The sequence below is a fragment of the Saccharopolyspora sp. ID03-671 genome, from assembly GCF_045278815.1.
Classification (GTDB): domain Bacteria; phylum Actinomycetota; class Actinomycetes; order Mycobacteriales; family Pseudonocardiaceae; genus Saccharopolyspora; species Saccharopolyspora ipomoeae.
In genome coordinates, this window is sequence record NZ_CP134054.1 from 5,713,384 (window position 1) to 5,739,014 (window position 25,631).

Annotated in this window: 23 protein-coding genes and 1 pseudogene; 15 read left to right on the forward strand and 9 right to left on the reverse strand. The window is 69.7% G+C overall.

Translation table 11 applies throughout. The annotated features are described in order from the left end of the window. The first annotated feature begins 43 nt into the window (after positions 1-43). The 10 genes from REH65_RS26415 to REH65_RS26460 all read left to right on the forward strand — a co-directional run bounded on the left by REH65_RS26415 (position 44) and on the right by REH65_RS26460 (position 12,294). The gene (locus REH65_RS26415) at positions 44-835 is read left to right on the forward strand and encodes a hypothetical protein (RefSeq protein WP_406689558.1); all 792 of its coding nucleotides are present in this window, start codon (positions 44-46) and stop codon (positions 833-835) included. A 665-nt stretch (positions 836-1,500) separates the two neighbouring features. Next, complete coding sequence (locus REH65_RS26420; protein WP_406689559.1) at positions 1,501-3,810, forward strand: YncE family protein; 2,310 nt, start codon at positions 1,501-1,503, stop codon at positions 3,808-3,810. 156 nt (positions 3,811-3,966) lie between these two features. Beyond that, on the forward strand, positions 3,967-4,845 hold the full coding sequence (locus tag REH65_RS26425; RefSeq protein WP_406689560.1) for a DUF1775 domain-containing protein: 879 nt from the start codon (positions 3,967-3,969) through the stop codon (positions 4,843-4,845). Next, positions 4,842-6,602, forward strand: coding sequence for a copper resistance protein CopC (locus REH65_RS26430; RefSeq protein WP_406689561.1), 1,761 nt, complete (start codon positions 4,842-4,844; stop codon positions 6,600-6,602). The genes REH65_RS26425 and REH65_RS26430 overlap by 4 nt, the downstream gene beginning before the upstream one ends. A gap of 62 nt (positions 6,603-6,664) precedes the next feature. Next, positions 6,665-8,476 (forward strand): PepSY-associated TM helix domain-containing protein, encoded by a 1,812-nt coding sequence (locus REH65_RS26435; RefSeq protein WP_406693249.1) that lies wholly within the window; start codon positions 6,665-6,667, stop codon positions 8,474-8,476. Position 8,477: 1 nt separating this feature from the next. Further along, positions 8,478-9,530 (forward strand): lytic transglycosylase domain-containing protein, encoded by a 1,053-nt coding sequence (locus tag REH65_RS26440; protein WP_406689562.1) that lies wholly within the window; start codon positions 8,478-8,480, stop codon positions 9,528-9,530. A 41-nt stretch (positions 9,531-9,571) separates the two neighbouring features. Continuing rightward, positions 9,572-10,081, forward strand: coding sequence for a DUF2231 domain-containing protein (locus tag REH65_RS26445; RefSeq protein ID WP_406689563.1), 510 nt, complete (start codon positions 9,572-9,574; stop codon positions 10,079-10,081). Positions 10,082-10,095: 14 nt separating this feature from the next. Beyond that, positions 10,096-10,536: a Rieske (2Fe-2S) protein gene (locus REH65_RS26450; RefSeq protein ID WP_132678378.1), complete on the forward strand. Its 441-nt coding sequence runs from the start codon at positions 10,096-10,098 to the stop codon at positions 10,534-10,536. Between the two features lie 121 nt (positions 10,537-10,657). Continuing rightward, positions 10,658-11,455, forward strand: a complete 798-nt coding sequence (locus REH65_RS26455) for a S1 family peptidase (RefSeq protein ID WP_406689564.1) — start codon at positions 10,658-10,660, stop codon at positions 11,453-11,455. A gap of 128 nt (positions 11,456-11,583) precedes the next feature. After that, positions 11,584-12,294, forward strand: a complete 711-nt coding sequence (locus tag REH65_RS26460) for a transposase (protein ID WP_406689565.1) — start codon at positions 11,584-11,586, stop codon at positions 12,292-12,294. Between the two features lie 338 nt (positions 12,295-12,632). Here REH65_RS26460 and REH65_RS26465 read toward each other — a convergent pair whose 3' ends face one another. Both REH65_RS26465 and REH65_RS26470 read right to left on the reverse strand, forming a co-directional pair. Next, positions 12,633-13,091 carry an RrF2 family transcriptional regulator gene (locus REH65_RS26465; RefSeq protein WP_406689566.1) on the reverse strand — a complete coding sequence of 153 codons (459 nt, stop codon included), beginning with the start codon at positions 13,089-13,091 and terminating at the stop codon, positions 12,633-12,635. Between the two features lie 115 nt (positions 13,092-13,206). Next, complete coding sequence (locus tag REH65_RS26470) at positions 13,207-13,791, reverse strand: hypothetical protein (protein ID WP_406689567.1); 585 nt, start codon at positions 13,789-13,791, stop codon at positions 13,207-13,209. 550 nt (positions 13,792-14,341) lie between these two features. On the opposite strand from REH65_RS26470, the gene REH65_RS26475 reads away from it, so the two are divergent. Next, on the forward strand, positions 14,342-15,154 hold the full coding sequence (locus REH65_RS26475) for a helix-turn-helix domain-containing protein (protein ID WP_406689568.1): 813 nt from the start codon (positions 14,342-14,344) through the stop codon (positions 15,152-15,154). A gap of 69 nt (positions 15,155-15,223) precedes the next feature. Further along, a complete protein-coding gene (locus tag REH65_RS26480; protein ID WP_406689569.1) occupies positions 15,224-16,588 on the forward strand; it encodes a PepSY-associated TM helix domain-containing protein in 1,365 nt (454 codons plus the stop codon). On the opposite strand, the gene REH65_RS26485 is transcribed toward REH65_RS26480, so the two are convergent. After that, positions 16,479-16,964: an aldehyde dehydrogenase family protein gene (locus REH65_RS26485; RefSeq protein ID WP_406689570.1), complete on the reverse strand. Its 486-nt coding sequence runs from the start codon at positions 16,962-16,964 to the stop codon at positions 16,479-16,481. The genes REH65_RS26480 and REH65_RS26485 overlap by 110 nt on opposite strands. A 5-nt stretch (positions 16,965-16,969) precedes the next feature. Between REH65_RS26485 and REH65_RS26490 the strand changes: the two are divergent. Continuing rightward, positions 16,970-17,788, forward strand: a pseudogene (locus tag REH65_RS26490) (radical SAM protein); the annotation flags it as partial. A 153-nt stretch (positions 17,789-17,941) separates the two neighbouring features. Beyond that, positions 17,942-19,156: an AGE family epimerase/isomerase gene (locus REH65_RS26495; protein WP_406689571.1), complete on the forward strand. Its 1,215-nt coding sequence runs from the start codon at positions 17,942-17,944 to the stop codon at positions 19,154-19,156. Between the two features lies 1 nt (position 19,157). Here REH65_RS26495 and REH65_RS26500 read toward each other — a convergent pair whose 3' ends face one another. Genes REH65_RS26500 through REH65_RS26520 form a run of 5 tightly spaced genes read right to left on the reverse strand, consistent with a single transcriptional unit; the run spans position 19,158 to position 23,345 of the window. Further along, positions 19,158-19,805, reverse strand: coding sequence for a phosphonatase-like hydrolase (locus REH65_RS26500; RefSeq protein WP_406689572.1), 648 nt, complete (start codon positions 19,803-19,805; stop codon positions 19,158-19,160). After that, entirely contained in the window at positions 19,802-20,617 is an 816-nt protein-coding gene (phnE, locus tag REH65_RS26505; RefSeq protein WP_406689573.1) for a phosphonate ABC transporter, permease protein PhnE, read from the reverse strand. The genes REH65_RS26500 and phnE overlap by 4 nt, the downstream gene beginning before the upstream one ends. Further along, complete coding sequence (locus tag REH65_RS26510; RefSeq protein WP_406689574.1) at positions 20,614-21,324, reverse strand: phosphonate ABC transporter ATP-binding protein; 711 nt, start codon at positions 21,322-21,324, stop codon at positions 20,614-20,616. Before REH65_RS26510 ends, phnE begins: the two co-directional genes overlap by 4 nt. After that, positions 21,324-22,229 (reverse strand): phosphate/phosphite/phosphonate ABC transporter substrate-binding protein, encoded by a 906-nt coding sequence (locus tag REH65_RS26515; protein ID WP_406689575.1) that lies wholly within the window; start codon positions 22,227-22,229, stop codon positions 21,324-21,326. The genes REH65_RS26510 and REH65_RS26515 overlap by 1 nt, the downstream gene beginning before the upstream one ends. A gap of 12 nt (positions 22,230-22,241) precedes the next feature. Beyond that, positions 22,242-23,345 (reverse strand): TIGR03364 family FAD-dependent oxidoreductase, encoded by a 1,104-nt coding sequence (locus REH65_RS26520; protein WP_406689576.1) that lies wholly within the window; start codon positions 23,343-23,345, stop codon positions 22,242-22,244. Positions 23,346-23,470: 125 nt separating this feature from the next. On the opposite strand from REH65_RS26520, the gene REH65_RS26525 reads away from it, so the two are divergent. Further along, a complete protein-coding gene (locus REH65_RS26525; RefSeq protein WP_406689577.1) occupies positions 23,471-24,235 on the forward strand; it encodes a GntR family transcriptional regulator in 765 nt (254 codons plus the stop codon). 24 nt (positions 24,236-24,259) lie between these two features. On the opposite strand, the gene REH65_RS26530 is transcribed toward REH65_RS26525, so the two are convergent. Further along, a complete protein-coding gene (locus REH65_RS26530; protein ID WP_406693250.1) occupies positions 24,260-25,270 on the reverse strand; it encodes a zinc-binding dehydrogenase in 1,011 nt (336 codons plus the stop codon). Positions 25,271-25,631 lie beyond the last annotated feature (361 nt).

Sequence of the window (25,631 nt, forward strand, 5' to 3'; positions counted from 1 at the left end):
AACAGGCGAAGAAAGCGCCTTGAGCAGGAGGGGAGGGGAAGGCATGGGACTCCGCCGTCGACTGATGTCCGGCGCGCTCGTGCTCGTGGCCTTCTCCGCCACGCCCGCGGCCGAGGCGGCTGAACCCGCTGTCGTCCTCCCGACCTGCGCGGCGGTCGTCGAGGGCGCCGCTGGTACCGAGGTCATGGTGCTCCCGCAGGCGTTGGTCGAGCCGGTCGCGGCGGCGGTGCAGGGAGTCGTCGGCCTGCCCGGGGTGGCCGAGGCGTTCCGGGCGGAGTGGATCGCTGCGCCGCCGATCTTGATGGGGAGGATCGGCGAGGGGTACCTGTCAGGGGGACGCATCGCGGACGCCGCGATCGCGCGTCTGGCAGAAATCCCCGCCGCACGAACGGTCTTGGGCGTCTTAACCCCGGTGGTGCACGCGACGTTGAGCCCGGTGTGCGGAATCGTGACGCACGTGGAACTTCCCGACTTGCCACGTCTCCCGCACGGCCCCCCGCCCATGCCGCCCCAACCGGCGGAACCGCCTCCGCCTCCGGCTGCGCCGGCCTCGCAGACCCCGAAACCTCTGGCTGCCGATGAGATGGGGGCCGGCACCGTGCCACGTGCTCAACCTGCGCCGCAGGAGTGGCCGTGGGCGGCGGGACGTCGCGTCGTCGGGGATCTGGAGCCCGGATCCGGAGAGCCGGAGATGTCGGCCGCGCGCACCGAGCTGGCTGCGAGTCGTGCGGACTCCGTTGCGGACGAGAGGCCGCTGTGGCTCTTTTTCGCTGTCGCGGTGCTGTTAGCCATCGCGGTCGGGAGCTGGACGCGTTACCGGGGTGGACGAGGGTAGGGAAAACAAATCGCGAGGTCGCCTGAATTGGGGTTCAGGCGACCTCGAATCGTGTTTTCCGCGCTCTCTCGATCTCTTCGCGTCATTTCCTCGAGGCTCGCGCGAGCGCGCCCGATCAATGGGTTCACCTCAGGACGTGATCATGGTGACGTGGTCTCGCCGGATCCTTGATCTCCGGTGTGCACAACTGTGACCAGCTGGTATGCGCCGTTCTGCGCGTGGGAACTATTTCTCTGAAGCTGGATTCAATTTCTTTCACGCGTCACGTGATGCATTGTCTTCTCTTCTGATCACCGAAGTTCTGGTTTTCCGGTGAGGGTCGTTTTACATTCGATTTACGGGTTGATCGTTCCGCTGGGATCGGCGGCGTGCTTAACTTTTTTTCGTTCGATTGATGTCGAGCATGACCCGCCGATCCGGAAACGAATTGACGATACCCGTGTGGCGCAGGGCTGCCCGGGTTTCCGAACCGAGGATTCGGAGAGGTGCGGTCGTTCCTCCGGAAGAAGTGTCGGACCGCCGGGGTGTCGGGACCGAACGAGCTCCGTCCCGGCACCGCCGAACCGGCGATCTTCGCATCGCACGGATCAGAGAGGGATCACATGTCCGCAGAATCTCCTCCGGGAGCCCGAAAATGGCGTGGCCGCCTGAAAGCGGCCGCAGCGGTGGTGGTCGCCACCGCCAGCGCCGGAACGATGGCCGCGGTGCCGGCGGCTGCTCAGCAGCCGGTCGGCGCAGGTCCGCTGCCGGTGACCTTCCACATCAAGGATGACAACGGGAAGTGGTTCGACTCCGGCCTGAACCTCTTCGGCGGTCAGTCGCTGGCCGTCGCCGAGCTGCCTCGGGTGGGCACGTCGGCCGCCGACGGTTCGATCATCCCCAGCGTGCCTGATGGTGCGCTGCCGGGCCTGCCGGGCCTGGCCGGGTTGGTCTCGCCGCAGAAAGCCACGTCGCTGACCAACATGGATCAGGCTGAGGGGCTGACCGGCCTCGTGAAGGGTGCCGGCCAGCAGATCCCGGCATTGGGGCAGACGGGTCAGAACTTGGCCCAGATGCTCAACCTGGACAGCACCCTGAAGACGGTCAAGGAGATCGGGGTCTCGAACCCGCAGGCCCGGCCGTCTGCTCTGAAGGCCGAGCGGTTGCTGGGCTCCTTCACCCAGCAGGTGGCCGGACTGCCGGTCGACGCGCCGATCAACCTGAACCAGTTGCCGGTCGGGGTGGATCTGCAGGGCGCGCTCAACGAGTTGCAGAAGTTCGCGGTCAAGGGCCCGCCCGTGACGGTGAAGTTCGTGGTGGACCCGAAGGAGTCGGAGGGTCTGCGCAACCCCATGGGCCTGATCGCCCCTGAGGGCGCGCAGGGCTTTCCGTTCATGGACGCCAAGGGAGCGTTCTTCGGTGAGAAGCAGATCCAGCTGACCGAGCCGGGCCTGTACGCGTTCGCCGACATGGTGTCGCCGTACATGCTGGGTGCGGTCGTGGTGGACGACCCGTTGACGATCGGACTGGACTTCGGCAAGCGCTCTCAGATCAACTCGCGCGAGCTCAACGTGCCGTCCCACTCCGACATCGTCAACCGGTTGGTGAACGCGTTCTTCAACATCACCAACCCGAACAACTGGCAGAAGTTCGACCCGAAGAACCCGGTCAGCTGGAACCCGACCCAGGCGCCTGCCCCAATCCTGCAGTACGACGAGGCGGGCAACCCGATCCTGATCCCGATCTTGGACGCTTACTTCGACTCGAAGTTCAAGTACCCCAAGACGCTCAACCCGGGTGACAAGGCTCCGCCCGTTCCCGGTGTCGGCGAGGTCTGGCTCGACACCGAGATGGAGGAATTCGGGGAGAAGGACAAGGTCGGCTCCGCCACGCGGATCAACGCCGAGAACTGGAACATCGAGCGCAAGATCGGCGCTCCCGGCATCAACATGAACAACCCGCACAACATGTGGACCGACAAGGACTACAAGTTCCTCTACCAGTCCGAGTGGTTCGACGATGAGATCAACGCCTTCGACCGGGAGACCGGCAAGCACATCGTCAACACCCAGGTCGGCCACAACCCGGCGCACATCATGACCAAGCCGGGTACCGACCAGCTGATCGTCGGCCTCAACGCGGGCAACGAGATCGTCGAGGTCGCTCCGGGCGGTGGCCCTGTCACCAAGCGCATCAACGTCAGTCCCTCCGGGGAGATCCGCCACCCGCACGCGCACTGGTTGTCCTACGACGGCAAGACCGCGATCACGCCCAACGTCATGACCGACAACGCCTCGATCATCGATCTCGACTCCGGGGCGGTCAAGACGGAGAAGACCGGGCAGTTCCCGATCGCGACCAGCATGACGTCCGACGCGAGCAAGGCCTACACGGCGGACTTCACCGGTCAGTCGATCACGTGCGTCTCCCTGAAGGAGAACGCGTGCGCCGACAACGGGAAGCTGGTGCACAGCAAGACGATCGACCTGTGGGAGAACTACAGCCCGATCGCCGGACCGGCTGAGGGCAAGCCCTTCGGCGGTCTGTCGATCCAGTTGCCGGTGAGCCCGGACGACAAGGCCCTCGTGGCGGCGAACGTGCTCTCGCAGACGGTCTCGGTGGTGGACCCGAAGACGGACAAGGTCGTCAAGGACCTGCCGTGTTCGGCGGGCTGCCACGGCATCAACTTCGGTGCCAAGAAGGGCGGCGGCTACTACGCCTACGTGTCCAACAAGTTCGCCAACGTCATGCAGATCATCGACGTCGATCCGAACATGGACGGCAACATCGCAGATGCGGCCGTCGTGGGCACCAAGACGCTCGACGCCACCCCCGACACCAAGGTCGACGGCACCATCACCGGCGCGTCCGGCATGGGCGGTCAGGGTGTCCTCCCGATTCCGCTGGTCTACAACGGCTGGGCCCAGCAGAACACGGGCAAGTGGGCCGAGATGCTGACTCCACAGCAGCGCGACCCGATCGGCACCGGCAAGTGATCCGGGCCGAGTGAGCCCCCGGGGCCGGGTTCCCGCCCGGCCCCGGGCGGTCGCTCCAAGACGCCTCCTGGCTGTGAACGCCCTCCTTCCAACGCTTTCCGGGAGACAGTCATGCCGTGCTGTCCGAAAACCGCCCTGTACCTGGTGGTGGCAGGTGTGATCGCCGTCGATGTCGCGGTGCTGGCGCCGACGCAGGCATCGGCCAGCGTGTCGCTGGTGCCCGACGCGATCGCAGAAGGCGGCACCCGCAGCATCGCGGTCCGGGTGGCCAACGAGGACGCCGACGCCGTCACCACCCGGTTCGAGCTGCATTTCCCGCGCGACCCGGCACTGCTGGTCGACGTGACGCCGGTCCCCGGCTGGACGGTGACCCGGCGGGACCGCCGAGCGGACCGGCCGGTGCGCGTCGATGACCGGGAAACCTCGGTCGTCACCGACATCATCACCTACAGCGGCGGGAGGGTGCGGCCGGGCAGCCACCAGGACTTTCCGCTCACGATGGCTCCGCTGCCGGGGAACACCTCGCTGGTGTTCGCCGCGACGCAGACGTTCTCGGACGGACGGGTCCTGCGGTGGTCCGCAGCGGCCACCGGTGCCCCGACGATCACGATCGGCGACCCGACACCGCAAGCGCCGGAATTGACGGCACCGGCCGTCCCGGAAATCGGTGCTGGGCCGATGCCCCCGTCCGCTGACCGGGCAGAGGCCGCCTCGGTTCCACCTCCGGCGCAGGCATCACCGGCACCGGACCCGCAGGCGATCGCATCGGCATCCCCTCCCACCGAACGCGTTCTGGCCGGAGACCCCGCTGTCCCGCAGACCGACACGTCGTCGCGCTGGAAGCTCCTCGGGCTCGCGACCGCCCTCTCGGTAGCGCTGCTCGCGGCGGTCGGGTCCCTGGCGCTGCGGGCCAGGCGGCGAGAGCGCGGCGATCCCGACGACCTCTTCGCCGTGTTCGACGACGAAACCGCACCAGCACACGAGCACGACGGCGGCGCCGACAGCGCCACCGTCTCGGAGGTGACCTCGCGATGACAGCGATGCTGACCCGACAACGACCTGAACGACGGGACGTCCCGCGCCCACCGATGTTGCGGCGCGTCCTGGCCGCCGTGCTGTTCGTCGCGGTGTGCTGGGGGGCGTTGCTGGCCACGATGCCCGCGCCGCAGGGCAATCCGGTGCTGCGCTCGACCTCGCCGGGCAACTCGGAGAACGTGAAATCACCGGACGAGGTGCTGCTGAGATTCGACCGGCCCGTGCCCGCCGGGCTGGCGACGGTACGCATCATCAGCCCGCCCGGTGACCAGGTCGTGTTCACTCGCCCCTACAACCCGGCCGGACATGACGACACGGTGGCGGTCGCGATGCCGCCGGTCCGCTACGGCGGGACTTACACGGTCGCGTGGGCGTTGCCGTCCGACCAGCTCGAACAGGTCGCGGGCGCGTTCACCTTCGACGTCGTGATGCCGTCGACTCCGGTGGGTGTTCCCGAGATCGCGGCGGAACACGATCCGTGGGTGACCGGTGCGCACGTCGCGGCACGCATCGCCGCACTGGGAGCCATGTCGCTGCTGATCGGCGCGGCGGTGTTCGTCGCCGCTCTCCAGCCCGGCGCCGCGAGGTCGAGATCGGTGCGCAGGGTGCTGATCTGGTCCGGCATCGGCACTGCGCTGGCAACGATCGGCACGCTGGTGACTTTTGGCCCGTACGCGGCGTGGGTTCCACTCGGCGACGCATTCGACCCCGCCCTCTTCTGGGCGGCTGTGGAATCTCCGACCGGGCACGGGATGCTGGGCAGGCTGGCGCTGCTGGTACCGGTGCTGGCCGGACTGCGATGGCTGCTGGAGGCCTCCCCGGCGGAGACGCGGCGCGCGCGGTTGATGCGCGGGGTCGCCGCGCTCGGCGGCGGAGCGGCGCTGGCAGCGACGTGGCCGCTGGCCCGCACCCGGGCGATCGGCACCCCGGTGCCGATGGAGGCCGCCATCGACACCGCGACGCTCACCGCAGCGGCGGTCGGGATCACGAGCGTGCTGCTGCTCGGCCGCGTGGCGCGCAGCAGCCACCGGGAACAGAAATCCGTTGTCCTGCGGCTGATCCCGGTGCTGGCGGGCTGTTCCGCAGTGCTCGTGGGAACCGGCGGATATCACGTGCGGCAGGCAGTGCGAGATGGCGAACCGGCCTGGCTGGCGATCGGCTTGGTGGTGCTCGCCGTGCTGCTGGTGGTCGTCAGCGTCGTGCTCCGCGTCCGGTTGCGACGGCAGCGCGCTCTCGCCGTCGAATCCGTGGAACGGGGACCGGCCGAGCCCGGGAGGTTGCGCACCGTGGCCTGCGTCGGGATCGGAGTCGCGACGGTCCTCGTCGGCGCGACCTCGGCGCTCGTGCTCGCGCAAGCACCGGACACCGCCCACGCGCGGACCGACAGCCCCACGCCCGCATCGATCCGGCAGCAGCCCGGCCCGTTCCGGCTGGCCTACGACACCGGCAAACCCGGTGGCCAGGGCTCGATCGACCTGGCGCTGGTACCCGCCGAGGAGGACGGCCGGATCCGGCTCGACACCCACATCACCGTCCTCGACGAGGCCGGTCGCCCGACCGACGCGGTCCGCGTCGCCGGCCTGCTCGCCAGGGAGAAGGGGGCCTCGGCTCCGCTCGCGCTGCGCTCCGGCGGCGGCCCCGGGCACGCGGTCGGCGTGGCGTCGCTGCCCGAACCGGGCAAGTGGGCGGTCGTGCTCAACGTGCGCACCCCCGACGGTGGCGCGCAGACGGTCGCCCAGCCGCTCGACGTGCACTGAGACCAGGCCGGGCGCCCCGCCCGACGGGCGCCCGGCCTCCTTGGAAGGAGCCTGCCGTGTCCATGGCGGAAACCGATCGCCCTCCCATTCCGGCGAAGCGCCGCCCGACCGCCGGCCCGATGACCGAGCTGCGCCTGGTGGCCCGCCGGGTGCACTTCCTGGCGGGAATCGTGGTCGCACCGTTCGTGCTGGTGCTGTGCGTGACGGGGCTGATCTACGTCTTCAGCCCGCAGATCCACGACAACCTCTACCACCGGCAGTTGTACGCCAACGCCCCGATCAGCACCCCGCGACCGGTGTCCGAGCAGGTCCAGGCGGCGCTCACCGCGCACCCGGAGGGCACCGTCCGCGAGGTGATCACCCCACCGGAGCCCGGCCGAACGACGCGCGTGGTGCTGTCGGTGCCGGACCTAACAGGCCCGGAGGAGGGGCGGACCGTGTTCGTGGACCCGTTCACGAACTTCATCAACGGGGAGCTCACGACCCTCGGAGACAGGTTGCCCGCGAACGTGTGGCTGCGGGAACTGCACAGCAACCTGCGGCTCGGTGAACCGGGCCGGGTCTACGCGGAACTGGCCGCGAGCTGGCTTCCGGTGATCACGGTCGGCGGGCTGGTCTTGTGGCTCGCACAACCGCGCAGGCGCAACCGGCCGAGCTGGCGGGAACTCCTGCTCCCGGTCGGTGCGCGGGGGGCGCGGGAACCGTGGTGGCGACTGCGGGCATGGCACGGTCCGCTCGGCGTGTGGCTCACCCTCGGTGTGCTCGCGCTGTCGGTGTCCGGGCTCGTGATGTCCGAACACGCGGGTGGGCGCGCCGACCAGCGCACCGATCCGGTGTCGATGGGCGCCCCGAGCATCGCGGCGCTGCCCGCGACCGGCTCGCCTCCCAGGCCGCAGCTGCCCGGTGCGCTCCCGGTACCGCCTCCTCCGCCGCTGGAGGTTCCCGCGGCGCCCCCGGCCGCGGCCCCACCCCGGACCACCGAACCAGATCCGTCGGGCGGGAAGTCGTGGGAGCCGAGCGTGCCAGGGGAGGGGGCGAGCTCGCCGGAGACGCCGCCCAGCGATCCCGGAAAGCCGCCGCCCCATGAGCAGCCGGCACCACCGGAACCGGAGCCGAGCCCGGTCCCGCCGCCGCAGCCAGCGCCGGAACCGCCGCCTCCGTCAGAGCCGCTGCTCCCGCTGATTCCCGGACTGCCGTTGCCCGACCTGTCCGACCTCCTGCCGGGAGTTGTGCCTGAGATCCCGGGATTACCGCTGCCCGCGAGCTCGGAGCCCGCACTGACGACGCAGAGCGCGGCGACCGGAACTGACGCTGAGGCCGTTGCCGCGGACATCGGAGTGGACCGGGCCCTCGAGATCGCCGCGGCCCAGGGACTGCGGGGCGAGCTGATCGTGCGACCACCGCACGCCAGTGGCGGCTACGCGGTCGTCGAGCGCTCGCCGGGACTGCCGCTGCAGCGGGACAGCCTCGTGATCGAGGCCGCCACCGGCCGGGTGGTCGAGAAGACCGGCTGGGAGGACTACTCGTTCGGAGCCAAGTTCTCGGCGGTCGCCGTCGAGTTCCACACCGGAACGCTGTTCGGGCTCGCCAACCAGATCGTGCTCGCGGTGCTGGCCGTTGGGCTGTTCGCCCTGGTGGCACTCGGCTACCGGATGTGGTGGGTGCACAACCCGTATCGCGGACGGTGGGCCTCACTGCCGCCGCCGGTGTGGAGACAGCTCTCCCGGCCCTGGCTGGTCCTCGTTCTGCTCGCGGTGGTCGTGCTGACGTGGGCGCTGCCGGTCTTGGGGGCGAGCCTCGTGCTGTTCGTGCTGGTCGACGGGGCGATCAACACCCTCCGGCGGCGACGCGCGACCGCCGTGGGAGGTGAGTGACGTGGCCACCGGGTTCCTGCTCGATCGCGCCGAGCACCGCACGCGGGCCCGCACCGCCACGGCGTTGTTGGCGGGGCTGTTCGCGCTGGCCGCGGTGGACGGGATGGTGCCGGGGACGGAAACGGCTTCCCGACCCGGCGCCGGCACGGCACCACCGGTGCGTGCGGCCGTGGACGGGGGAACGCCGCTGTTCCTCGATCCACCACCGCCTCTGCCGGCCGGACCGCCCTCGCCCGCACCGGTTCGGGAAGGAGCGTTGGGGATTCCGGCGACCGTGCTGAGCGCGTACGAACGTGCCGCCGCCGTCCAGGCTGTCACCGACACTCGCTGCGGGCTCACGTGGCCGGTGCTGGCCGGGATCGGACGGGTCGAGTCGCACCACGCGCGCAACGGAGACGTGACGCTCGACGGCACGATGCGCACGCCCATCTACGGGCCTCCGCTCAACGGGACCAGCGGCAACGCCGCCATCCGCAACGGTGGTGGGTGGGACCGCGCGGCGGGCCCGATGCAGTTCATCGCATCGACCTGGGCGGGTTGGGGCGTCGACGGATCGGCTGATGGGCGGGCGGACGTGCAGAACGTCTTCGACGCGACGCTGTCGGCAGGGCGGTACCTGTGCGCGAACGGCACCGAAATGTCCACGATGGACGGACTGCGCGGAGCTCTGCTGCGCTACAACCATTCGAACACCTACGTGGACATCGTGATCGGATGGATCCGGAGGTACGAAACCGGTGTTCATCCGGTGCGGGACGGCGCCGGAGTCGACCTGGTGGCGGAGTCCGCCGGATTCGACAGCAACCCAGGGCCCGGAGCCGATCCCGCTGCGCCGGCCCCGGCTCCCGAGCCCGTCCCACCGGAAGTACCGACCCAGCCGGCCCCACCGACCGCGCCACATCCCGAACCACCAGCCGAGTGCGGACCAGCTCTGGAGAAGGCGCCCGTGCTGTGCCCGGTGGGGACGGTGATCGGTGACATCACCGACGGGGTGGGCGCTCTCGTGCCCACCCGGCCCACCGTGCCGTCCCTGGAGATGCCGGACCCGCGGTGATGAACGCTCAGTCCACTGTGGTGTGTTGAAAGGAGAAGAGCATGCTTCCCGCTGGGATCGATGGGATTCCGCTGCACCCGCTCGTGGTTCACCTCGTCGTCGTGCTCGTACCTGCGGCCGCGTTCACCGTGCTCGTTTCAGTGATCTGGCCGGCGGCTCGCGAGCGATTGGGCTGGATCACGCCGGGACTGGCGTTATCAGCGGCGATCAGCGTGCCGATCGCTGAGAGCTCCGGTGAATCGCTGATCGAGGAAGTTCAGGTCTCCGCGCAGACCGCGACCCATGCCGAACTCGCTGAGGGGCTGCTGCCCTGGGTCGCCGGACTGGCCCTGTGGTCGGTGGCCGTCCACGTGTGGGGGCTTCGCGTGCGAGGCGGAACCGGAGTCGCAGGAATGCCGAGGCGGCTCGTGGCCGTCGTGTTGATCACCGGCGCGATCGTGGTCAGCGCCGGGTCGACGGTGCAGGTGGTGCGGATCGGCGAGTCGGGGGCGCGGTCGGTGTGGACCGACGCCGCCGCAGTCCGGTTCGCCGGAAACGAAGTAATCCGATGAGGAGGGAACACATCGTGGAGCACGAAACCGGAATTCACGTGGGCCGCCGCACGCTGATCGCAGGCACCGGAGCCGTGGCGGGAGCGTGGGCGCTGACGTCGTGCGCCGATGACGCCGAGCCCGCGGCCGCTCCGGAACAGCCGGCACAAGCCGGGCAGATGTTCACGCTCACCACCGTGTCGCAGGTTCCGGTGGGTGGCGTGGTTTCCGTTCCGGGACCCGACGGCAAACCGGTGCTGGTCTCGCAGCCGGAACCCGGCACCGTCAAGGCCTTCGACTCGACCTGCACCCACAAGGGCTGCACCGTCAACGCCGATGAGGCGAAACTCCAGTGCCCGTGCCACGGCGCCGAGTTCGACCCTGCCAGCGGAGCTCCCGTCGCAGGCCCGGCGAAAGCACCGCTGGCAACGGTGAACGTCCACATCGACGAGCAAGGCAACGTCCACGCGGTCTGAGGACATCACGCGCCTCTCAGCACTAACGGATCTCGTTTCCAACACCCCAGTGAACCGCTCCGTCCTCCAGCGCACGGCGAACGTGCCCGCTTCCTGGAGGACGCGGCGGGAGAGGAGTCCCATGAGAAGAACCTCCGCACTGCTGGCCGTCTTGACGGCCGCGCTGCTGGGCCACGGTGTCGCACCGGCGGTGGCCGGCGCATCGGGAGAGCTGATCAACAGCAGTCCGGGAACGCTGGTCACGGGCGGTCACAGCGCCACCGAGCAGTACCCCTGGATGGCATCGCTGCAGCGGCAGAGCCAACACAGCTGCGGCGGCTCGCTCGTCGCCGACCAGTGGGTGCTCACCGCCGCACATTGCGTGCAGGAGGCGAGCCCGGCCGATCTCGGGCTCCGCATCGGAAGCCCGGACCACACCCGGGGCGGGGCCGAGCGCGGTGTGTCCCAGATTGTCGTGCACCCGGACTACGCCACGAACGGCCCGAACGGCGACATCGCGTTGCTCAAGCTGGATCGAGCGACCTCGCAGACGCCGATCCGGGTCGCCGACAGCTCCGGTGCCACCGGCACCCCGTCGTCCAGGATCATCGGCTGGGGTCTGACCTGCCCGCTGCGGGGTTGCGGACAGCCGCCCGAGCAGTTGCAGCAGATCGGAACGCAAGTCGCGGCCGATGCGGGATGCACGCTGGGCGGTGTCGACGGCCCGACCGAGATCTGCACCGGCAGTCAGGAACTCCTGCTCGACAACGCCTGCTTCGGTGACTCGGGCGGCCCGCAGCTGGAAGGTTCTCCCGGCGACTGGCGCTTGACCGGGGTCACGAGCCGGCTCGGCAGCGTGGTCCCCGTCTGCGGCACTGCCCCGTCGATCTACACCGATGCCACCGCCTACCGCGAGTGGATCGGTCAGACCATCGGCTGAGGCCACTGCGCCGACCGGTCCGCGCGGCGGCGGTCGGCGCAGTGCCGGCCGCTGCGGGCAGGTCGCGTGCGCGGCATCGCCGGGCGGGGCGCGAGAACGAAGCGAAAATTCCCAGAAGGGAGCTACGAGTGGAATGCGAGAACCGGTTGCACGGCGGCGCCCGAAGCCTGTCCGCGGACGCGTTGCAGAAGTTGCGACGGCAGGTCGTCGCCGAGGTCGAAGCCGGCCTGTCGATGAGCCGCGTCGCCCAGAACCACGGGATCTCCCGCAAATCCGTCGGCAACTGGGTACGCGAGTACCGCTCGAACGGCGAGCAGGCATTCGCCGTCCGGAAGAAGGGCAGGCGCGCCGGGTCACGGATGGCGTTGCTCCCGTCGCAGCAGGGGTGGGTGGTGCAGGCGATCTCCGCCGGCCCTCCGGAGCGCGCGGGCTTGCCGTACCTGCTGTGGACGCGACGGGCGGTCGCGGAGCTGATCCGCGACCAGTTCGGCACCAGCCTCGGCCCGGCCACCATCGACCAGTACCTCGTGCGCTGGGGACTGACCACCAAGTCACTTCCGCCGATCAAGCCGGGCGAACTGCCCGAACCTTCAGCGGGGGTGCAGCGGCTGGCAGTCGCTTGGGTGTGCACGCAGCCGATGACGGATTCCGGTCCCGTCCACGCGCTGCTGGCCGTGACTGGTCGCGGACTGCTCTTCTTCGAACTGAGCACACAGCCGTACGACCGATCGCAACTGACTGATTTCCGACAGCGACTGCGCATGCAGCTCGGGCGGGCGGTGGATCTCTTCATCAGGGCCTGGCCGCCGGAGTTCGCGGAGTTGCAGGAATCTCTCTAGGGAATCCGGGAATCCGCGAACCCCGAAGGTCAGCAATTGGCTCGGGATTGACCGAGGACAGGTGCGTCGACTGATCAGCCGCAGGCGACACCGTGCCCGTGAGCGGATCCAGGCTCAGCGAGCCTCGGTGCTGCCTCGGTAGGTTTGCATCCACGTGCGGATCGCTGTGGACGAGGGCGCAGCCCGGCCACTCAGATCCGTAGTCTCCGCAGCACGGCCAGAAACAGTTGGGAAGGCTAGTGCCGCCCGAGAGGGCTTCATGGTCTGTTCGGAAGCTGTTGTGCCTGGTGTCATCCCCGACCTCCATTGTGAATTCCTCGAGTGCGCGTAGAACCGGCTCAGCCTGCGTCTGAATACGAGCGTTCTCGAAGTTGCCCGAGCCACGTTTCGCGTCCTGCCACCAGGTCACGAACCGTGAGCGGATCCAGCGATGCGTAGAACGCCTCCTGCGCCACCCGCAGCGCCCCACGTAGTGCGCAACCACGCAACAGCGGGCACGGCGGGTCGTCAACGCAGCCGACCACGTCGCCGGAACCCTCGAGCTCACGAACGATCCAGCCCACCGACGCCTGCTTGCCCAGCGGAGTGAGCGTGAGGCCACCGCCGCGTCCGCGGCGCGCGTCCACGACATCCAGGTGCTGCAGCTTGCTGACGGCCTTCGCGACATGGGTATGCGGCGCACCCACCGCCATGGCCACTTCTCTGGCGGTGATGCGCCTGATGCCATCTCCTTGAGCGAGCCGCAGGACGATTCGCAGGGACAGATCCGTGAACTTCGTCAACCGCACGAGGAACACACTGGAGAAGGTGAATGTCAGATGCGTATTTGCCGAGTGACGGGTTTGTGACGTTCGGTGCTCATGCCCGGAATGCTCGCGCGGTGGTTCTGGTGGCTGTTGCGGCCTCCTGACGTCAGCTCACGGTGCTGTCCTCGTCGTGCCAGCACGGCTCGTGGGAGCCGGGGAGTTCAGGGCTGTTCTGGCAGTCGCGCAGCGCGAACCCCGCGGCCAGCAGGAGGAGCGACAGCAGCACCTGCTCGCTCAGCTCGATCCCGCGCTCCCGAGGTTCTGGACCGTCCAGCAAACCGATCGCCTCATAGGCTAGTTCGGCGGACTCGGTTCCGATGTGCTCGCTCACTGCAGCCACTGCCGCGCCGGCCAGACCGTCGCCTGGCGAGGCGAGCAGTGCTCCGGTCAACCGGCTGACCACCAGCACGAACAGCACCGTGCTGCCGAGAGTTTCCACGGCCTCGTCCGGATCCGGCTCGCCGAGGGCTACGAGGAGGTCGGTCTCGGCGACTCGTCTGGCGAACCGACGTGCCGGCTCAGCTGAGCGTTGGTCGAGCGTCGCTTCGATCGCGTCCTCCAGATCGGTGGACAGCAGCTCGATGAGTTCGGACAGGTCGGCCTCCTCGCCGGGTTCGGGTTGCTCCGGGATCACGGGGTGCTCCCGATGCGCGATGTCGTCGGCGGTGAAACGGCCTCCGGTGCCTGTCATCGACTGTTCCTCCTGCCGGGCTCGGTGGCCCCGGAAAATAGGTCCTGTTCGAACCCATTTAAACAACCCCGTCATCCTCGGCCGGTGTCCGAAGTGTGACGCCCGTGCTAAACCCGCTCATTGATGCGGAGCAGCCACGAACCGGCGTGCGAGCACTGTCCGCAGAAGGACGACGAACGACCCGCGATCGGCCGAGCAAATTCGTCACACCCAGAAGAACCGCTGCGGTCGCAGAACGTGCTGGTGACGGCCGCTGTTGTCGCACGCTCGACCGCCGGGTCGATGTCATTTGTTTTTCCGATTCAGTCCTGTGCTCCGAATGGTTTCCCTGCTTCGCCGCAATCGGGAAAGGGGTTGCGAAGACGGTTTTTACCGGCGACCGACATCGATGAAACACGTCGAGGCCTAGGGTTCGTTGCGATTCCGCTGTCGACGGCTGGAATATCGAGGTAACACCGAATACATGAGAAATGGCGCAAGATTCCGTTAAGATTTCCTGAGAAGTGCTCGTGCATAGGGGTTTTCATGGCTCATACCTGTGGAGACGGAAATGAACGTGAGGGACGCCCGCAAGATTTCCGCTGAGGCTCTGGAGGATCTGCGCCGCCGGGTCGTGGCAGCAGTGGACTCAGGTGCGACACAGGTCGAGGTGCCACGGGTGTTCGGGGTGTCCCGGCCCGCCGTCAATCGCTGGGTGCGCGCATACCAAGACCGCGGAGAGGAGTCGTTCCGACCGAGGCGACGTGGTCGTCGAGCTGGGATGCACCGGGTGCTGAACGAGGAGGTGCAGACGCAGATCATCGAGTACCTGACCGACCGCTTTCCCGACGCGACCGGTCATCCGCAGCTGCTCTGGACGCGGCAGGCCGTGGCCGATCTGGTCGAGCGAGTGCACGGAGTGCGGCTCACGCTGAACACGGTCAGCAGCTATCTCGGGCGATGGGAGCTGGCCCAGCCCGAGTTGTTGCCGCACGCCACTGCTCGTGATCCGCGGGCGGTGGTGCGGTGGAGGCATTGCGACCAGCTGATGCTCGCGAGGTCCGCCCAGCTGCAGGACGCCGCGCTGTATTGGCTGACGTGGACGAACTCCCGGGAGGGCGGTGTCCTGTCGGCGCTTTCCCGCCGGCGTTCGACGGAGTTCGCGGTGTTCAGCGATCCCTGTTGTGGGCAGCAGGGCGCTGAGTTCCTCACGAGACTGGCCGACCAGTCACGACGGCGCTTGTTCGTCGTCATCGACTCGTTCGAGATGCAGCACGGCCAGCCACTGCGCGACTGGCTGGATGCGAATCAGGACCGGCTGAGCCCTTTCTTCCCGGTGACACCGGAGCCGGAGTTGCGCACCGCCGCAGCGCTCGAGGGCTGAGCCGGCCCAGGTGAAGGGGCTCCCTTCACTCGTTCCGAATGCACTCGTTGAAACAGGAAGGCCCACGCCGTGGTCGCAGGTGAAACGAGAACAACTGAGGTAATCGACAAGGCTGGGCCGGAGGGTCGCTGCACCCGGTGGGTCGCGCTGCGACCGCTGCTGCTGCGCCTGCACTTCTTCGCCGGTGTGCTCGTCGCGCCCTTCATCCTGATCGCGGCGATGACCGGGCTGCTGTACGTGCTCACACCGCAGTTGGAGGAGGCGATGTACGGACAGCAGCTGCACGTGCCCACCACCGGGGCTCAGGTGCCGCTGTCGACCCAGGTCAACGTCGCGCGGAACGCGCTGCCCGAGGCTGAGCTGAAGGCGGTGCGTCCGGCCGCGACCTCCACCGACACCACGCAGGTGATCTTCACCAGTGAGGACTTGCCGGAGAGCTACTACCGCACGGTGTTCGTCGATCCGCACGACGCAGAGATCCGCGGTGTGCTGGACACCTACGGCAGCAACCAGGCCCTGCCCCTGCGCGCGTGGGTATCGGAACTGCACCGCGGCCTGCACCTCGGCGACCTCGGGCGGATCTACAGCGAGCTGGCGGCCAGCTGGATGTGGGTGGTGGCGCTCGGCGGCCTCGCCCTGTGGTTCGGTCGGCGGCGCGCAACCCGGAAACTTCGGATCAAGCCGCCTGGCCGGACGCGCGTGCTGTCGTGGCACGGCTTGACCGGAGCCGGCATCGCGGTCGGCTTGCTGTTCCTCTCCGCGACCGGACTGACCTGGTCGTCCTTCGCCGGGGACAACATCGCGAAGCTGCGCGAGACGCTGTCCTGGGAGACGCCGACGGTCGCCAAGGGACTTCCGATGCGCGTCTCGTTCGAGCAGTCGAGCAGTCGAATCGACATCGGATACGACCAAGTTCGGCAGGTCGCTACCCGCCACGGGCTGACCGGGCGGATGGAGATCACCCCGTCGGAGCACATCGGTGCCGCCTACACCGTGCAAGAGACGGGGCGCAGCTGGCCCACCCAGCAGGATTCCGTGGCGATTCACCCCGTGACAGGGCAGATCACCGACAGCGTCCGCTTCGCTGACTATCCCCTGATGGCCAAGCTGTCCCGATGGGGCGTCGACGCGCACATGGGCCTGCTGTTCGGCTGGCCGAACCAGGTCGCCCTCGCCGCGCTGATGATCGCGGCCATTTGCGTGATCATCTGGGGCTACAGGATGTGGTGGCTACGCCGCCCCACTCGTGGGTTCGGCAACCCACCGTCGCGTGGCGCCTGGCGCAGACTGCCGACCCATCTGCTGCTCGTCGGTGTGGTGGTGACTATCGGTGTCGGCTGTGCGGTGCCCCTGTTGGGGGTCTCGCTGCTCGCATTCCTATGCGTGGACGCACTGTTGGGTATGCGTGCAACTCTTGCCGGACCCGCAGGGTAAAAGCGTTCGAGAGGGTTGCCCACCAACCATGCGGTTTATGGTTGCAGGAGTTTACCCAGACGGTGCCCGTCCGCAGCTTCGCGGCGACCGAATGGGCCAGCGCGAGATCTCTCCTCCAGAGTCCGCCGGCGAGTCCGTAGGCGACAGCGACAACTTCCTCTGTGGAGTCGAACCACTGCACGGTGATTACGAGCCCGAAGATCTCTTCCTCAGCCACCGTCATCCCGGGCCGGGCGCCGACAATGACCGTGGATTCGATGAAGTAGCCGACCTCACCGTGGTGGCCGCCGTCGATGATGCCTCCGCGTCGGCACCGGCTAGAGCGACCCCATGTTGTGAGCATATCTTTGCAGGTCAGGATGGTTTTGTGAGGCATGCGAGGCAGTGTGCGTGTACTGCTTCGCGCGGCGGACTCACACGTACCTGGACCTGGATTCGGGGCGGGACTTCGACAGCAAGATCGTCGTGAAGGTCAACGCGCCCGCGTTGCTGCGCAAGGAGCTGGCGAGCGCGCGGTGGGCCGGTGATCACATCGCGATGGGCACCAACACCGATCCCTACCAGCGCGCGGAGGGGCGGTACCGGTTGATGCCGGAGATCATCGCCGCGCTGCGCGATCGGGCCAACCCGTTCTCGATCCTCACCAAGGGCACGCTGATCCTGCGCGACCTGGACCTGATCGCCGAGGCCGCGCAGCGGGCTCCGGTGTCGATCGCGACGTCGATCGGATCGGTCGACGAGACGCTGTGGCGCGCCGTGGAACCCGGAACGCCGTCGCCGCTGCGGCGGCTCGACGTGGTGCGCCGCTTCGCCGACGCCGGGATCGGGGTCTCGGTCCTGATGGCACCGATCCTGCCCGGCCTCAGCGACTCCCCGGAGCAGATCGACGCCACCGTCGCCGCCATCGCCGGAGCGGGCGCGATCAGCCTCACCCCGATCGTCCTCCACCTGCGCTCAGGAGCGCGCGAGTGGTATCACCAGTGGCTCTCGGCCCGGCGCCCCGATCTGCTACCGCTCTACGAACGCCTCTACCGCAACGGCGCCTACACCCCGAAGTCCTACCAGCGCGAGGTCCTGCAGCGCGTGGACCAGGCCAAGGCCCGCCACGGACTGGCGCGACCATCGACGAACTTCCGCGCCCAGCAGGACGCCCCAGCGAACACCGGGAGCGACGGGCAGCACCAGCTCGCGCTGCTGTGATCTGCCCGCGGTGGCCCCGCGAACGTCGACGTCACGCCGACTCGGCTCGGGCTTGGGGGCGAGGTGCTGGTCACAGGTGGGGAGGTCGTGCGGCCCCGGGGGCTCGGGTGGTTGGGTGGAACGGTCAAGACCCCTTGATCTCGCAGGAGTGACATGACCCCGCACGATCCGCCGACCGCGGACTGGCTCCGGAACCATCGGGCAGAGCTTCGCCGGTTCGCGCTGAACGCCGTCCATCCCGAAGGGGGTTTCGCCTGGCTCGACGCCACCGGCTCGCCGGAGCTCGACCACGACGTCGAGCTGTGGATCACGTGCCGCATGACGCACGTGTTCGCGCTCGGTGTGCTGGAAGGCGACGACTCCTGCGCCGCCGCGCTCGACCACGGTGTGGCCGCGCTGCGCGGGCGGTTGCGCGATGAGCGGTTCGGCGGCTGGTTCGCGGGCGTGAACGGGCGGGGACCGACGGTGGCCGACAAGGAGGCCTACGGGCACGCCTTCGTCGTGCTCGCCGCGACCAGCGCCGTCGCCGCCGGGCACCCGGACGGCGAAGCGCTCCTCGCCGACGCGCTCGCGGTTCACGACGAGCGCTTCTGGCGTCCCGCCGACGGCCTGGTCGTGGACAACTGGAACCGGGACTGGACCGGCCTCGACCCCTACCGCGGCGTCAACGCCAACATGCACACCGTCGAAGCGCTGCTGGCCTGCGGCGACGTCACCGGAGACCGCGCCAGGACCGAGCGCGCCGCCGGGATCGTCGAGCGCGTGGTGCACGGTTTCGCCGCCGGGAACGACTACCGGCTGCCCGAGCACTTCTCCACCGAGTGGGAGCCGCTGCTCGACTACAACCGGGACAAGCCCGCCGACAAGTTCCGGCCGTACGGGGTCACCATCGGCCACCTGCTGGAGTGGGCCCGGCTGGCGCTGAACGTGCGCACGGCGCTGGGCGAGAGCGCGCCGGAATGGCTGCTCGACGACGCGCGGGCGCTGTTCGACCTGGCCGTGCGGGAGGGCTGGGACGTCGACGGTGCCGAAGGATTCGTGTACACGACCGACTTCTCCGGGCGACCCGTCGTGCGCGACCGCTTGCACTGGGTGGTGACCGAGGCCATCGCCGCCGCCTGGGCGCTGCACTCCGCCACCGGAGACGCGGTCTACGAGCGGTGGTACGGCGAGTGGTGGGCGCACGCCCAGCGCCACTTCCTCGACGGAACCGGTTCGTGGCACCACGAGCTGGACGCGACCAACCAGCCCGCCAGCACCGTGTGGGAGGGCAAGCCCGACGTCTACCACGCCTACCAGGCGGCGCTGCTCCCCGAACTCGACTCCGCGGTCTCGTTCGCGGGAGCAGCGCGCCGCCTGAACGCGTAGCTCAGGACGCCGCGGTCAGGTCCGCCACGCCGGGGAGGACCAGCGTCGGGCCGTGGGCCTCCAGCTCGGTTCGGGTCTGGGCCCCGGTGAGGACGGCGACGACCTGACCTGCGCGGGCGGCGTGGCCGGCTTGGACGTCGAGCGCGGTGTCACCCGCGGTGAGGACCCGGGCGGGGTCGTCGACGCCCGTCAGCTCCATCGCCCGGTGGATCATGTGCGGCGCGGGGCGGCCCGCATCGACCTCGTCGGCGCAGACGACCGCGTCCAGCTGCTCGCCGACCCGCCAGTCCACTTCGGACAGGATCGTGTCGGTGATGCGGCGATCGAAACCCGTGGTGAGGGCGACCCGGACGCCCGAGTCGCGCAGTGCGGCAAGGGCTTCCGGGACACCGAGGAACGGCTTCGGCGGGGTGGCCGCGTAGACCTCGCTCAAGCGGGTCACGAAGCGGTCGTGCAGGAATTCCGTCGCGCCCGGATCGCCGGTGAGCGCGGCCAGCGCCGCGCGCTTGTCCGCGCCCATCCAGTGGCGCAGGTCCGCGTCCGATGCAGGGCTGCCGTGCTCGGCCACCACCTCGGCGAGGACGCGGTAGACCGCGCCGACCTCGTCGATGGTGGTGCCCGCGATGTCGAGTGCGGCCAGGGCGATCACGATGTGCTCCCGAGAAGACGGCGGATGAGGGCGGACAACTGGTCCACGGCGACGATCAGCACCAGCACCACCAGGATGTGGGTGAGCATCTCGTCGAACTGGAACAGCTGGATCGCCTGGTTGATCAGGAACCCGATGCCGCCGGCGCCGACGAGGCCGAGCACCAGCGACGAGCGGACGTTGACGTCGAAGCGGTACAGCAGCAGCCCCACCAGCTGCGGCGTCACCACCGGCAGCAGCGCGTGCGCCGCCACCTGGACCCGGCCCGCACCCGCCGAGCGCAGCGCCTGCGCCGGGCCCGGATCGGCGTCCTCCAGGGTCTCCGCCCACAGCTTGCCCATCACGCCGACGTTGTGGAACACCAGCGCCAGCACGCCGGGGAACGGGCCCAGGCCGACCGCGGTGACGAAGATCAGCGCGAACACCACGTCCGGCACCGCGCGCAGGAACGACAGCACGCCCCGCGCCGCCTGGTAGATCCAGGCCGGCGCGGTGCCGCGCGTGGCCAGCAGCGCCAGCACCAGCGAACCCGGGATCGACAGGGTGGTGCCCAGCAATCCGATCCACAGCGTCACGACCGCGGCCGACGCGCGCTCGGCCAGCACCTCCCCGCTCAGGTCCGGAGGAATGGCCTCGGACAGGAACTCGCCCATGCCCGTGGCGCCCTCGGCCAGCGCGGACAGCGAGATCTCGGTGGCGCTCCAGGCCGCGACGTGGGCGGAGATTAGGAGCGCGGCCACGATCCAGCCCACGATCCTGAGCCGGGTGCGCGGCGGTTTCGGCGGTACGGCCAGGCGCGCGGCGGTGGTCACGACGTCGTCTCCAGAAGGGCGTGCGGGTACAGAGAATCGACCGGCTGGTCGGGCGGGCCGTCGAGGACGACGGCACCGTCGCGCAGGCCGACGACGCGGTCGGCGTGGCGGCGGGCCAGGTCCGGCTGGTGCAGCACGGCCAGCACCGCCAGCCCCTCGGTGTGCGCGAGCTCGGCCAGCAGCTCCAGGACCTGCTCGGCGGCGGCCGGGTCCAGCGCGGACACCGGCTCGTCGGCCAGCACCACCGGAGCCCGCTGGCACAGCGCGCGGGCGATGGCGACCCGCTGCTGCTGGCCTCCCGACAACCCGTCGGCGCGGTCGTGCGCTCGGTCGGCCAGCCCGACCCGCTCCAGGCAGCCCATCGCCTCCTCCCGCACCTCGCGGGGGAACAGGGCGGGTGTGAGCGAGCGGTGCAGCGGGAGCCGTCCGAGCGCGCCGGTGCAGACGTTGTCCAGCGCGCTGCGGCGGCCCACCAGGTGGATCCGCTGGAACACCAGCGCGATGTCCAGCGGACCCCGGCGGCGACCGTCGATCGTCACCTCGCCGACGGCGGGGACGAGCCCGGCGGTGGCGCGCAGCAGCGTGGACTTGCCGGAGCCGTTGGCGCCCAGCACCGCCAGCAGCTCGCCCGAGCCGACGCCGACGTCGACCTGGTGCAGCACCTCGCGGTGTCCGTAGTGGACGGTCAATCCGGTGGCGGTGAGCATCAGACGTCGCCTTCGGTCAGCTTGAGGGCGGTGGCCAGGTCGAACAGCGGCTGGTAGGTGCTGCGGTCCACCGGGACCAGCGGTCCGGGCGGCGAGACGTCCAACAGCGCCCCGATCTCGCCGACCGTGGCGGGGTCCAGGTTCAGCAGCGCGTCCCGCACGGCCTGCTTGAAGGCCGGGTCCATGTCGCCGCGCACGGTGATCGGGTCGTTCGGGATCGGCGCGGAGGACCAGATCTGGCGGTGCTGGGCGGGATCGAAGGTGCCGCTGGCGGTGGCGCTGGCCAGCTGCTGCGAGTTGATCTCGGCGGCGTCCACGCGGCGGTTGGTCAGCGCGAGCAGCGCCTCCGGGTGCCCGCCGGCGTAGTCGATCTTCACGTCCTTCTCCGGGATTCCGTTGTCGGCCAGCGCCTTTCGGGGCAGAGCGTCACCGGAGGTGGAGCCCACCGAGCCGAGCGCGAGCGAACGGCCGCGCAGCTGCTGCACCGAGGTGATGTCGGAGTCCTTCGGCACCCAGATCCCGGCCGTGTAGGTCGACAGCGCGCGGTCGGCGTTGGCGAAGGACGCCACCGCTTCAGCGTCGGCGCGCTGGCTGGCGAAGACGTAGCCCAGCGGCCCGAAGATCGCGATGTCGAGCTTGCCGTTCTGCATGGCCAGGACCTCGGCGGAGTACTCCTGGGTCACCTGGACCTCCACCGGGCACCGCAGCTTCTGCGACAGGGCGTCGCCGAGCTTCTGCGCGGCAGGGGTGAGGCGGGCGGGGTCTTCGAACGGCTCGACGCCGAAGCGGATCTTGCCGTCGGGGCAGGTCGGGGACTCGGCGGCGGTGTCACCACCACCACCGCAGGCGGTCAGGGCGAGGACGGATCCGGTGACGAGGGTCAGGGCGATGCTGCGCAAGGACATCGGGGAGCTCCGTTAGGAATCGAGGACGGCGGGTGCGAGGCCGAAAGCGGTGGTCATGCCGATCCCGGAGGTCACGGCGACGGCCGTGACGCCGGGGGAGATGCGGGCGCGGAGGAACTCGCCGTCGGCGGAGGCGTAGACGCCCTGCCAGCGGCGCACCACCGCGAGGTCGTCGCGCCCGAGCAGCGCGCGGGTCTCGGCGAGCAGCAGCTCGTCGGACTCCTCCGACGACCAGGGTTCGGGTGTGCGGGCGTAGGTGTGGGTGTCGCCGACGACGAGGTCGCCGCCGGGCAGTTGGGTGAGCATGTGGTTGACCGAGGCCGCCAGCAGCTCCGGCCGCTGCGCGCTCAAGCGGTCCCGCAGCGCGCGGGCGCCCTCGGTCCGGGCCATCGCCGGGTAGCGCAGCATCGAGGTGCCGGTCAGCAGCGCCGGGTCCAGCCGCACTCCCGGCGCGCGCAGCTGCAGCATCTGCAGGACGCAGCGGCGCATCCCGGCCTTCTCGGCCTCTTCCGGGAGGATCCGGTCGAGGTCGTGGCCGGTGCACACCACCACGCGATCGCCGCGCAGCTCGCCGCGGCCGGTGCGCACGAGATCGTCCTCGACGCCGAGGACCGGGGTGGACCACAGGAATCGAACCCCGGGACGGGAGGCGAGCCACTCGGCGATCGCCCCGGCGGCGCGCCGCTGGTCGACGCGCAGATCGCGGGGAAGCAGCGCGCCTCCGCGCAGCCCGTCGGCGGAAACCGGTGCGGCCGACCGCGTTTCGTCCGGCGTGAGGAGCCGGACCTCGCGGTGCTCGGCGAGCTCTTCGAGCGCGGCGACCTCCTCGGCCGAGCGGGCGACCACGACCGTGCCGCACTCGGCGACGTCGAAACCCGCCCGCTCGCCCAGGTTCAGCCAGGTGTCCCGGGCCCGCTCGGCGAAGCGCAGCGCCTCGCCGGTCTGGGCGGTGATGCAGGCGTGGCCGAAGTTGCGGACCGACGCGCCGACCGCGCGCTCGTCGCGCTCGACGACCGTCACCGACATGCCCCGCTCCACCGCCGCGACGGCGTGCGCGAGGCCGACGATCCCGGCGCCGACCACGATCAGGTCGCTGGAACTGCTCGAATCGCTCACACCGCACACGCTCGCAGTGGCCGATCACGCTGGTCAATAACTTGTATCTACAAGTCATCTGCTGTTCAACCTGGCATTTCCGATCGGACATGTGTCCCCAAGCCGATCTTGTATAGTCCAGTCCCGTGACGACTCCACTGCACCGCGTGCTGGCGGGCGAACTGCGGCAGCGCATCCGGTCCGGAGAGCTCGCGGTGGGCGAGTCCCTGCCCTCGGAATCCCAGCTGTGCCACGAGTTCTCGGTCTCGCGCGGCCCCATCCGCCAAGCGCTGGCCGCGCTGCGCGACGAGGGCCTGATCAGCGGCGGTCAGGGCAAGCGGCCGGTGGTCCTCGACGCCGTGCCGAGCCAGCCGTTCGAGTCGTTCCTGTCGTTCACCCGTCGCGCCGAGATCACCGGTCACGAACCCGGCCAGCAGCTGCAGGAGATCGCGCTGCGCAGGCCCGACCCGGCCATCGCCGCCGCGCTGCAGCTCGAACCCGACGCGCTCGCGGTGCAGCTGCTGCGGCTGCGGTTGCTCGACGGCCGGCCCGCGATGCTGGAGCGGATGACCTACCGCGAGCAGATCGGCCGCTCGCTGCTCGACGCCGACCTCAACGCCGGGTCGATCTACGCCCACCTCACCGAGCGGGGCGTGGACCTGCACGCCGCCCGGCACACCTTCGACGCCGTCGCCGCCAACGCCACCGACGCCCGGCTGCTGGAGGTCGGTGAAGGCGCCCCGCTGCTCCGGGAGCGCCGCATCACCACCGATTCCGCGGGCACGCCGCTGGAGTGCTCCGAGGACCGCTACCGCCCCGACGTGGCCTCGGTGACGGTCACCAACACCCGCAGCAAGCGCACCGACGTCTCCCGCTCCGGCCCCGCCTGGACCGGCACCTCGGACTTCTGACCACTCCCGTGGTCGGGGACCCGATTACGGGAGCAATCCGTCACCTGAGGACGGGAGCGGTCGGGGTCGGACGGCCTGGCGCGGGGCTTCGCCGCGGTGGGCTGCGGTGATGGCGGTGTCGAGGTCGTCCAGGGAGTGGGGTCCGGCGACGAGGTCGGCGAACGGGTGCCGGTGGTGGTGGGTGGTGATGAACTCGACCGCCGTCCGCAGGTCGTCGGGGTGGTAGTTGTGGACGCCGACGACGCGGTGGAGGCCGCGCACCAGGCGTTCCGGGTCGAGGTTCACCGCGGGGCCGGGGGAGACCGAGCCGGCGAGGACCGCGGTGCCGCCGACGGCCAAGGAGTCCAGGCAGGTCTGCACGGCCTCGGAGGAGCCGGAGAGCTCCAGCGCCAGATCCACCTCGCCGATCGGTGAGCCCACCGGCTGCGCCCCGGCCGCGCCGAAGAGCAGGGCCTGGTCGCGGCGGTGCCCGTGCGGGTCGACGGCGATCACCTCCGCTCCGGAGGCGGCCAGCATCGCCGCGGCCGTCAGGCCGAGCATCCCGGCGCCGTTGACCAGGGCGCGCATGCCTTCGCGGATCGGCCCGGCCGCGCCGACCGCGGCCGCCACGGTCGCCGTCGCGCAGGACACCGGGGCGGCGACCTCAGCGGGCAACGACTCGTCGACCACCGCGATCGCGGTCCCGGGCCAGAGCACGCAGTGCGTCGCGAACCCGCCCCGCAGCGGCGCGGTCTCGTCCCAGGTCTCGTGCCCGTACTTGCGCAGGTGCAGGCACTTCTGCGGCATCCCGGCCCGGCACCGCGCGCACCGCAGGCAGGACGCCGCCACCGACCACACCACCCGCGCCCCGGGCACCACCGGCGCCCCGTCCAGGCAGCGCGGCGCCTCGGGACCGACCGCGATCACGCGCCCGACCTGCTCGTGCCCCAGCACGCCGGGGCAGGGACCCGGCCGACTGCCGCTCACGGTGTGCAGATCGCTACCGCACACGGTCGCCAGCTCGACCTCCACCAACACCTCACCCGGCGCCAACACCCCGGGCAACGCCACCTCCACAACCCGAAGCGGCTCCCCAACACCATCCCACCGCGCAACACGAGCAGCTCCCATGTCACGCACACTGCCAGCACCAACGCCATCTTGTATAGACAGGTTGGCAACTGTTCACGCGCCGTCCACGTCCGGTGCTGCTCCACGGAAACCGCATCTCGCGAAACCGCGACCGCAGGTGAGGAGCGGTCGTTACCATCGCCGGGGCAGTCGGGTGCGTGGCCGAGATCGTCGAAGCTCGCCGCCACGACCTCGGTCCTCGACCTTGATGGGATTTCAGATGGGCCTCTTCGATTGGTTCACCGGAACCAAGCGGCCCGCGAGCGGAACGGTGCCGCGGTCGGCT

What these genes read in the sequence shown, in the direction of transcription:
- REH65_RS26430 (WP_406689561.1), top strand. Translation starts at nt 4,842, where the DNA reads ATGACAGCGATGCTGACCCGACAACGACCTGAACGACGGGACGTCCCG.
- REH65_RS26470 (WP_406689567.1), bottom strand. Translation starts at nt 13,791, where the DNA reads ATGACAGGCACCGGAGGCCGTTTCACCGCCGACGACATCGCGCATCGG.
- REH65_RS26485 (WP_406689570.1), bottom strand. Translation starts at nt 16,964, where the DNA reads ATGCCTCACAAAACCATCCTGACCTGCAAAGATATGCTCACAACATGG.
- REH65_RS26415 (WP_406689558.1), top strand. Translation starts at nt 44, where the DNA reads ATGGGACTCCGCCGTCGACTGATGTCCGGCGCGCTCGTGCTCGTGGCC.
- REH65_RS26445 (WP_406689563.1), top strand. Translation starts at nt 9,572, where the DNA reads ATGCTTCCCGCTGGGATCGATGGGATTCCGCTGCACCCGCTCGTGGTT.
- REH65_RS26515 (WP_406689575.1), bottom strand. Translation starts at nt 22,229, where the DNA reads ATGTCCTTGCGCAGCATCGCCCTGACCCTCGTCACCGGATCCGTCCTC.
- REH65_RS26510 (WP_406689574.1), bottom strand. Translation starts at nt 21,324, where the DNA reads ATGCTCACCGCCACCGGATTGACCGTCCACTACGGACACCGCGAGGTG.
- REH65_RS26455 (WP_406689564.1), top strand. Translation starts at nt 10,658, where the DNA reads ATGAGAAGAACCTCCGCACTGCTGGCCGTCTTGACGGCCGCGCTGCTG.
- REH65_RS26435 (WP_406693249.1), top strand. Translation starts at nt 6,665, where the DNA reads ATGGCGGAAACCGATCGCCCTCCCATTCCGGCGAAGCGCCGCCCGACC.
- REH65_RS26475 (WP_406689568.1), top strand. Translation starts at nt 14,342, where the DNA reads ATGAACGTGAGGGACGCCCGCAAGATTTCCGCTGAGGCTCTGGAGGAT.
- REH65_RS26495 (WP_406689571.1), top strand. Translation starts at nt 17,942, where the DNA reads ATGACCCCGCACGATCCGCCGACCGCGGACTGGCTCCGGAACCATCGG.